The following is a 9,081-nucleotide window of genomic DNA, read 5'->3' as shown; positions in this document are numbered from 1 at the left end:
ACGGATTCCCGAGTTCACCCTCCAGGACCCCTCCACGGTGGTCTGGGGCGGGCGCAACGCCCGAGGTCCGCTGTGTCTTCCGCTCCGGGTCGGGTGACGGTCGCAGCGGACGCCGGTCCCGCCACCGCGTGCGGAACCCGCGCGGTGCGGGGTGGGCGGCGGGGGTTTCCGGTCGGTCCTACGCCGTGGGGGTGTTCCAGGCGCGCACCTGCTCGACGACGGCGGTGACGTGGTCGATGGGTGTGGTCTTGGCGATGCCGTGTCCGAGGTTGAAGACGAAGGGGCCGCCGCTGAGGCCGCGCAGGATGCGTTCCGTTTGGGTGTGGAGTGCGGGGCCGCCGGCGATCAGGAGTTGGGGGTCGAGGTTGCCCTGCACGCAGCGGCCCAGTTCGTGTTGGATGTTCTGCGCGGCCCATGTGAGGGGGACGGTGGAGTCCAGACCGATGCAGTCGGCGCCGGTCGCCTCGGCGAAGCCGTTGTAGTTGAGGCCGGCGCCTCGGGGGAAGGCGATGACCGGAACGCCGGGGTACTGCGCTTTGAGTGCGCTGATGATGGTGGCGACGGGTTTGACGCACCAGCGGTCGAAAAGGATGTCGGGAAGGATGCCCGCCCAGCTGTCGAACAACTGGACCGCCTCCGCGCCGGCTTCGATCTGGCGGCTGAGGAATTGGATGATGGCGTCGGTGAGCAGGTCCATCAGGGGCTGGAATCCGTCGGGGTCGCGCATGGCCCACTGTTTGACGACGGAGTGCTCGGACGCGGCGCCGCCGCGTCCTTCGACCATGTAGGTGGCGATGGTCCAGGGTGCGCCGGCGTAGCCGATCAGGGCCGTGTCGGCGGGGAGGGCGTGGGTGAGCTGCCGGACGGTCTCGTAGATCGGGGCGAGTTCCTCGTGGAGGCGGGAGGCGCTGAGGAATTCGGTGATGTCCGCGGTCGAGCGGACGGGTGGTGCCAGTACCGGTCCCTCGCCGACCTTGTAGTCCAGGGTCTGGCCGAGTGCGGCGGCGACCTGCGGGAGGTCGGAGAAGACGATGGCGGCGTCGAGGGGGAAGCGGCGCAGCGGTTGGAGGGTGACCTCGACGGCGTGTTCGGGGGTGGTGCACAGCCCGACCATGCCGCCGGCGGCCTCACGGACCTCGTGGTATTCGGGGAGGTAGCGCCCGGCCTGCCGCATCAGCCAGATCGGCGGGCGTTCGGTCCGCTCTCCCGCGAGTGCGCGCAGGAGCAGCTTCCTGGGCTGGACATTGCCGGATCCCGGCGTCGGACCGGTTGCTTCCCGGAAGCCGATGTCCACGCTGTTCCATTCTGTTGAATTGCCACGGGTGTTGACGAAACTCGAGGAGAGACGTCGAAGCCTTGAAAAGGGGCCGATCGCAGCCTAGCAGAGCCCCATGGTTGGCTTGGCCGAGCACTGACGGCCCGTCGGGAATCCGAACGGGCGGAGCCCCGGAAGGAAAGTCCCCAGTTACCCCGCAGTGGCGGATCGTAGGAGGAGCGTCATTTACGCGTCGCTCCGGCGCAGGCGAGCATGAGCGCCACGGAGGCGGCGATCGGGAGGGTGACCGGATGAGCCTGGCTGGACTCGCGGAGGCGCCGATCGGTCGGACGGACCGCTTCTTCATCGGCGGTCAGTGGGTGGTGCCGTCGTCCGGCGCCACGATCGACGTGGTCGACTCCGCGACCGAGGAGCTCTACTTCAGGGTCGCGCAGGCGCAGGCCGCCGACATGTCCAGGGCTGTCGCGGCGGCGCGGGAGGCGTTCGACGAAGGCCCTTGGCCGCGGCTGACGCCCGCCGAGCGGGCCGGGTACCTTCGGGCGATCGGTGCGGAACTCAGGCTCCGCGGCGAGGACATCGCCGAGATCTGGCCACGCGAGTCCGGGGTCCTGTACACCTTCGCCGCGCACGCCGGCACAGGAGCTGAGTCCACCTTCAAGCGGTACGCCGCATTGGCCGGCACGTTCCCGTTCGAGGAGCAGGTCAAGCCGACCGCCGGCGGACAGTTCGGCATGATCGTCCGTGAGCCGGCCGGTGTGGTCGGTGCGATCATCCCGTGGAACGCCCCGATGGGGATGATCAGCAACAAGGTCGGCGCCGCGCTGCTCGCCGGGTGCACGGTGGTCCTGAAGTCGGCGCCCGAGGCGCCGGGGGAGGGCTACCTTGTCGCCGAGGCCGCCGCGGCGGCCGGACTGCCTCCCGGCGTGCTCAACGTCGTCACCGCGGACCGTGAGGTGTCCGAACTGCTGGTGCGCGACCCGCGGGTGGACAAGATCACCTTCACCGGGTCGACGGCCGTGGGACGGCACATCGCCTCGATCTGCGGCGAGCGCGTGGCCCGCTGCACGCTGGAGCTCGGCGGCAAGTCCGCCGCGGTGATCCTCGACGACATGGACCTCGAGACGGCCGCGCGCAGCCTCGCCCAGGCCGAGTGCCTCCTCACCGGCCAGGTCTGCGCGTCGCTGACCCGGATCGTGGTCAGCCGCTCGCGGCACGACGAACTGGTCGATGCCCTCGCCGGCGTGTTCTCCCGGGTGCGCGTGGGGGACCCGTTCGACCCGCGCTCGCAGATGGGGCCGCTGGTGGCCGACCGGCAGCGGGACCGGGTCGAGGGATACATCGCCAAGGGCGTCGCGGAAGGGGCCACGCTGGCCACGGGCGGTGGTCGTCCGAAGGGCCTGACCCGTGGCTGGTACGTCGAGCCCACCGTGTTCGGAAACGTCGACAACCGGTCCGTGATCGCCCAGGAGGAGATCTTCGGCCCCGTGCTGTCCGTCATCCCCGCGGCCGACGAGCAGGACGCGGTCCGGATCGCCAACGACACCATCTACGGTCTCAACGCGGCGGTGTTCACCAACGACGTCAACCGGGCCCGCGAAGTCGCCGGGCAGCTGCGCTCCGGCACCGTCGGCCACAACGCGCTGCGCAGCGACCTCGGTATCGCGTTCGGCGGGTTCAAGCAGTCCGGCATCGGCCGTGAAGGTGGACGCGAGGGGCTGCTGCCCTACCTCGAGACCAAGACCGTGATCCTCGAAGGCCGGCCTGCCGGGTACGAGGACGGCGTCCTCTGACGGTGCGTCCGCTCACCGACCCCTGCGCGGCCACCGCATGCCCGCGGGCCGCGCCGCATGTCGCCCGCCACGTCGATCGGCACCGTACCGACCACCCGGCTCAACCGTGAGCCCGCCCAGCCGACGCGGACACAGCGATCACGTCCTTGAGGTCCGCGACGGGTAGCGCGAGCATGACGCTGGGGCGGATTCTCCTGACTTTGGGTCACCATGCCAAAATTTTACGAACATTGGTGCGGGAAGAACCTGGACGAACCGGGTTTTCGAGGCGATTTTGCGAACCTCTGCCGGCGCGAATCGTATTTCAACTGTTACCTGGGTTTCGCGGCGTGTGCGGGGGGAGAGTTTAAGGAAGTGTGCCGTAGGAGGCGCAAGGGACCGGTGTGTACGCATAACCACATTTTTTCACACTGCGCCCATGTAGCTCGGGGGCGGCGATCGGAGGACCGCAGGGATGATGGCGGGATTGGTGCAGCGGTTGCGGATGACGCTCTCCGCGCAGGTCGCGGCCCACGCGAGAGTCCGGTACGACCGCGACGTCCTCGTGCGGTAGCCGGGCGGCAGGTGAGCGTCGCGCCTCCCGAAAAGGCGAACCGCCGACAAGAAAATTCATTGGGGCCGAGGAATCCGGGAACCGCATCCAGATTTCCGATCACGACTGGCCCATGAAATATGTGAATCCATCGCAATTCGTCACTCGCGCCGCTCTTTTCCTACGGCGCAGTGCGGATGCGTTCCTTTGTGCCGCCAATGGTGTCGGCAGCAACCTCGATCGTCCGTGAATTCCTTCAGCCAATTCGGAGTATTTTGCAGACCTGTGCAACTGTGGGCGAACTGTGTCGCGCATCGGAGGAGGATAAATTGCAGTTCAATATCCTAGGTCCACTGGAAGTGGTTTCCCAGGACAGGGTCGTGCCACTCGGCGGGATCAAGCAGCGCGCAATGCTGGGCATGCTGCTTCTCAGGGCGAATCGGATCGTCCCGTCGCGCAAGCTGCTCGATTCGCTCTGGGACGGCCGCACTCCGCCGACGGCGCGGAAGATGCTGCAGAATGCGGCTTCCGCGCTGCGCGGAATGCTGGCCTACGACGACACAAGCGCCGACCCGCCCCTGCTGCTCACCCACGCACCCGGGTACCTGCTACGCGTCGAACCCAGCAGCATCGACCTCAACCTGTTCACGCAGCGCACCGAACGGGGCCGTGCGTACGCCGCCGACGCGGACTGGAAATCCGCGCGCCGAGCGCTCCGCGAAGCCCTCGACGTCTGGCGCGGCCCGGTCCTCGCCGACCTGGCCGAGACATGCACCGCGTGGCCCGAGGCCGCCGCGGTCCAGAACGCGTACTTCGTCGCCGTCGAGGAACTGTTCGATGCCGAACTCGCCTGCGGACGGCACCGTGAGGTGATTGCGGAAATCGAACTGTTCGCCGCTGGAGAGCTATCCCACGAACGCCTCGTGGCACAGCTGATGCTCGCGATGTACCGGTGCGGACGGCAGTCGGACGCGCTCGACATCTACCGCCGCGCCCGCGTGTCGTTGATCGAAGCCCATGGACTGGAGCCGAGCCGGGAGCTCCAGGAACTCGAATACCTGATCCTCAATCAGGATGCCCGGCTGGACTGGAACGGCGGTGACATGTCCGAACTCGGCGACAGCGCCATCGTGGCGGTTCCCCGGCCGACCGCCGCCCTGGACGACGCGGCCGTGCCGGCCGTCGAGCCACCCGAGAACGGGCCCGCCGAGCCCTACCGCCCGGAGCTCGTCTCCACGGGAGGGGACGAGGGGCCATTGCCCCAAGAACACCTGGTCGCCGTGATGGCCGTCGTCGGAGAGGCGGAGCGCAAGCCCGAAGCGGACGCCGCCGAGACGGCGCTCGCTGCCGGCGCGGTGGCCGCGACGGTGGACCGTGAGGTCAGCCGACACGGCGGTGTGGTCATCAGCAGAATGGCGTCCGTGAGCTGGGTCCTGTTCGACGACGCCGGCCACGCCCCCGATCGTGCCGTCGAGGCAGCCCTGGCGATCCATGCCGCGCTTGAACGGGCCCGGCCCCTGCACGACGCCGCCGACGGCGAGGTCCCGCCGTCGGCGGTCCGGGTCGCCGTCGTCTCCACCGACTCGATCCACAGCCACCGTCCCGGCGACGGCACCCTGCGCGCCCTCGACAGCTCCGTCGTCGGCCGGTGCCTCCAACTGGCCAGCGCCGCCCCCGCGGGACAGGTCTGGGTCGGTGCGGAGACCAAGCGCGCCACCGAGCTCTGCGTCCGGTACGAGCGGGTCGGCGACGACGCATGGGAGGCAGTCGAACTCCTTCCGGAGACACACCGGCCGGACCGGGTGAAGATGCTCATAGGAGGCCCCGACAAGATCAAGAAGCTGCGCGGGTTGCTCGCGGGCATCACCGGCCAGCACGCGTCACAGCTGATCGAGAAGATCAGCCACCGCGGGGGCGGCATACCGGAGAACGCGGTGGTCGAGGTCACCGTCAGCGTCCTGCCGCCGGACTCCGCGCACACGTGGGCGGCACTCCCGGAGGGCGCGTGAACCCTGTTGCAGGTCTGGGCATCGACCAGGAACACCAGGTGGGCATCGACCAGGAACACCAGGAGGGACCGCATGGGAATCGACGACGGTTCGGAAGAAGAGAGCCTGTGGCTCAGGCGGTTCGCGCCTGCCGACCACGCGAAGAACCGCCTGGTCTGCTTCCCGCACGCGGGTGCCTCCGCCCCCTACTTCCTTCCGATGGCGCAGGCGCTGGCGCCGACCGTGGACGTCCTCGCCGTGCAGTACCCAGGACGCCAGGACCGGCGGGCCGAGCCCTGCATCGACGACATCCCCACCCTGGCGGACCACATAGCCCACGCCTTGACCAGGTCGCTGGACCGTCCGCTGTCGCTGTTCGGCCACAGCATGGGCGCCGTGCTCGCCTTCGAGGTAGCCCGGCGCCTCCAGCAGAACCACCCGGGCCAGCCCGCGCACCTCTTCGTCTCCGGCCGGCGCGCCCCCACCCGCTACCGCGAGGAAACGCACCACCTGCTCGACGACGAAGAGATCGTCGCGGAGATCCTCTCGCGGCGCGGCCCGCTGGCGCGGGCGATGGAGAACCGTGAAGTGGTGGACATGGTCCTGCCGACGCTCCGCGGGGACTACACGGCCGTGGGGCGGTGGCGCTACGTCGCGGGCGACCCGCTGCACTGCCCCGTGACCGCGATCGTCGGGGAACGGGACCGGGAGGCCAGCATTGAGGAGGTCAGGGACTGGAAGGAGCAGGCACCGGAAGGCGGCTTCGATTTCCGGGTCTTCCCCGGCGGGCACTTCTACCTGGTCAAGGAGATCGCCGGGGTCGTGAAGGTGGTGTCCGACCGCCTCGCCCCTACGACGTGAAAGGTCTGCGCCGCTGAGCAGCGCGGTTCGGCACCGGGAGCACATCCACCGCCGCCCGCCGCCCGCCGCCCGCCTACCGCCTACCGCTGCATGGCGGAGGCGGTAGAGGCGTTGGCCGGCCGGACGGACGCCGGTGCCGGGCCGGTGCCGGCCGGTGCCGGACCGACATCGGCCCCGTGCGCCCGGGTGTTCCGGGCGCGGTAAGGGGCGGTGACCGGCTCGCGCGCCGGTCACCCAGTCGTCAAGGACGAATCGCCGTCCCGCGGTCGGAGCCGGTCGTTCGCGCGAAGTGCTCCTTGAGCAGGGCGGTGATCGCGTCCACGTGCGCCGTGATGAAGAAATGCCCGCCCGGGAACGTGTGGACAGTGCACGTACTGGTGGTGTGCCGCTCCCACGCCTGGGCCTCGGGCACCGTGGTCTCCGTGTCGTTGTCGCCGGTCAGGACCGTGACCGGGCAGTCGACGATCGCATCCGGGGCGCACCGGTAGGTCTCAGCCGCCTGGTAGTCAGCACGCAAGGACGGCAGGGCGGCCCGCATCAGCTCCTGGTCACCGAGCACGCTCGTGACCGTCCCGTTCAGCCGGCGCACCTCGGCCAGGATGCCGTCATCGTCCCGCCGGTGGATGCAGCGCGTCTCACGATGAGCGGATGGGGCGCGGCGACCGGACGCGAACAGGTGCGTGACCTCGCTACCGCCCGCCTCCAGCCGACGGACGGTCTCGAAGGCGATGGTGGCGCCGAGACTGTGGCCGAAGAACGTGACAGGAAGCGGCGGTTGCCGCAGCAGGAGGTCGTGGATCCGCTCGGCGAACGCGTCCACATCCGTCAACGGCTGCTCCGCGCGGCGCTCCTGACGCCCGGGGTACTGGACGGCGACGACGTCCACATCAGGGCTGAGAGCCGTTGCGACCGGCAAGTAGAACGGTGCCGAGCCGCCTGCGTGCGGGAAGCACACCAGGCGCGCCGTGGCCGTGGGGGACGGGTGGTAGCGGCGGCACCACAGATCATCATCGGCAGGCAGGACGGACATGCCACTCCAAGTGCTCGTACCAGCAGGATGATTGGCGACGCATATGCGACGTGCCCCCGTCGCTCGCCCTTCATGCGCGAGCGCCGGGCTGGATGCCGTGGCCCTTGATGGCGTCGACCAGTAACCTCGCGGTCCCCGGGCGTCCGCCCACCTGGAGGTGCGCCGCGTGTCCGACTCGGCAACCTGGCGGGACGGGATGACCGGGGTGCCCCCCCGGTGGGCGCCTGGTGGAACGGCGTCATTTCGGGCCGTCCGCCCACGTGGTGAGCTTCCTCCCATGACGGACTGGAAGATCGGCCGGTGAGCCTGCTGCGTGTCTTCGGGGGCGAGTCGCCGCTGCCCGGTCGGGGACGACCGGCTTGCGGTGCTCTTCGCGTCTCTGCTGCCGGGTCGCCCGGCGTGGGACGGAGCGACTTTCAGCGCCCCTTGACACGCCGATCCGCCGTGCCGTCAGCGGACACCTGAGGGTCGGCATCCGATGCGGGCCCAGGGCGTGGGTGTCTTCTCCGAGTCGAGTCCGGATGGCGCGTTGCCGGCGATGGCGGATGGGAATGCGGGGACGTGGGTTCCGGTGCTGCACGGTGGCCAGGACGAGCCCGGGGCCGCGCCCGAGGCCGAGGCCGGGGCCGCGTCGCTGGCATGGGGAGTGTGGGCTCATGCCTCGGGGATAACGGGGCAGTTGGCCGACGCTGGCCCGCCCCGTCTGCGGCGGGGCGATGCTGAGCGACTGACGACGGAACGCGGTCTGGCGGTGGGCGCTCTCGCCTGCCCGATCGCGGCCGTCGCCGTCGCCGTTGCTGTCGCCGTGGCTCTGGGCCATTCCGGCCCTGCGGACATCGATCCCCAGCTGGCCTTCCATGACATGGGCATCGACTCACTGACCGCGCTGGAGTCGCGCAACAGGCTCGCAGGCGAGAAGGGGCCGAGTCTTCCCGCCACCCTGGTGTTCGACCACCCGACACCGGCCGAGCTCGCCAGGCACCTGTGCCCGGAGATCTTTGCGCATGTGGTGGTGAACCGGCGGTCTTCACCCAGCTCATCCAGCTGGAATCGATCCTCTCTGAGGTACCCGCGACTTGAGTCGGCCTCGGCTGATGAAGTCTTCGACTTCATTGCTAAAGAGCTAGGAGTTTCCTGATCCAATGACTGAGATGACAGAGTACGAGAAGCTCCTCAGCTACCTGAAGAAGGTAACGGCCGACTCCTACGAGACCAAGGAACGCCTGCGGAAGATAGAGGCACGCGAGCAGGAACCCGTAGCGATTGTCGGGATGGGTTGTCGGTTCCCGGGTGGGGTGGAGGATCCGGAGGCTTTCTGGCGGTTGGTTGCGGGGGGCTCCGATGCGATGTCGGGGTTCCCGGCGAACCGTGGCTGGGACGTGGCCGGCCTGCCGGACCCGGATGCCGGTGACGGGGGTGCGGGTTATGCCCAGGTGGGTGGGTTCTTGGAGGGTGCGGGTGGGTTCGATGCGGAGTTCTTTGGGATCAGTCCGCGTGAGGCGTTGGGGATGGATCCGCAGCAGCGTGTGTTGTTGGAGACGTGTTGGGAGGCGTTGGAGGACGCGGGGATTGCCCCGGGGTCGTTGCGGGGCACGGACACGGGG

General features: G+C 69.1%; 7 protein-coding genes. 5 read left to right on the top strand and 2 right to left on the bottom strand.

Annotation, left to right across the window (positions count from 1 at the left end; genetic code table 11):
• Positions 1–178: 178 nt before the first annotated feature.
• On the bottom strand, positions 179–1,294 hold the full coding sequence (gene hemE / locus WA788_RS34765) for a uroporphyrinogen decarboxylase (RefSeq protein ID WP_335984369.1): 1,116 nt from the start codon (positions 1,292–1,294) through the stop codon (positions 179–181).
• 272 nt (positions 1,295–1,566) lie between these two features.
• Here hemE and WA788_RS34760 point away from each other — a divergent pair, with 272 nt between their 5' ends.
• From WA788_RS34760 to WA788_RS34750, 3 genes are all read left to right on the top strand, one after another.
• The gene (locus WA788_RS34760; protein WP_335984368.1) at positions 1,567–3,066 is read left to right on the top strand and encodes an aldehyde dehydrogenase; all 1,500 of its coding nucleotides are present in this window, start codon (positions 1,567–1,569) and stop codon (positions 3,064–3,066) included.
• 861 nt (positions 3,067–3,927) lie between these two features.
• Positions 3,928–5,607: a BTAD domain-containing putative transcriptional regulator gene (locus WA788_RS34755; RefSeq protein ID WP_335984367.1), complete on the top strand. Its 1,680-nt coding sequence runs from the start codon at positions 3,928–3,930 to the stop codon at positions 5,605–5,607.
• A 72-nt stretch (positions 5,608–5,679) separates the two neighbouring features.
• A complete protein-coding gene (locus WA788_RS34750) occupies positions 5,680–6,447 on the top strand; it encodes a thioesterase II family protein (RefSeq protein WP_335984366.1) in 768 nt (255 codons plus the stop codon).
• 241 nt (positions 6,448–6,688) lie between these two features.
• On the opposite strand, the gene WA788_RS34745 is transcribed toward WA788_RS34750, so the two are convergent.
• The gene (locus tag WA788_RS34745) at positions 6,689–7,477 is read right to left on the bottom strand and encodes a thioesterase II family protein (protein ID WP_335984365.1); all 789 of its coding nucleotides are present in this window, start codon (positions 7,475–7,477) and stop codon (positions 6,689–6,691) included.
• Positions 7,478–7,970: 493 nt separating this feature from the next.
• Here WA788_RS34745 and WA788_RS34740 point away from each other — a divergent pair, with 493 nt between their 5' ends.
• Positions 7,971–8,615, top strand: coding sequence for an acyl carrier protein (locus WA788_RS34740; RefSeq protein ID WP_335984364.1), 645 nt, complete (start codon positions 7,971–7,973; stop codon positions 8,613–8,615).
• A gap of 13 nt (positions 8,616–8,628) precedes the next feature.
• Positions 8,629–9,081, top strand: a 453-nt coding sequence (locus WA788_RS34735) for a beta-ketoacyl synthase N-terminal-like domain-containing protein (RefSeq protein WP_335984363.1), incomplete at its 3' end; no start/stop codon positions are given.

The sequence above is a fragment of the Streptomyces sp. CA2R106 genome, assembly GCF_037034245.1.
Lineage (GTDB): Bacteria > Actinomycetota > Actinomycetes > Streptomycetales > Streptomycetaceae > Actinacidiphila.
This window is presented reverse-complemented; position numbering and strand designations above follow the sequence as displayed.

Bases quoted from the DNA above. Each gene is read 5' to 3' on its own strand.
- WA788_RS34760 (WP_335984368.1), top strand. From the start codon at position 1,567: ATGAGCCTGGCTGGACTCGCGGAGGCGCCGATCGGTCGGACGGACCGC.
- WA788_RS34750 (WP_335984366.1), top strand. From the start codon at position 5,680: ATGGGAATCGACGACGGTTCGGAAGAAGAGAGCCTGTGGCTCAGGCGG.
- WA788_RS34745 (WP_335984365.1), bottom strand. From the start codon at position 7,477: ATGTCCGTCCTGCCTGCCGATGATGATCTGTGGTGCCGCCGCTACCAC.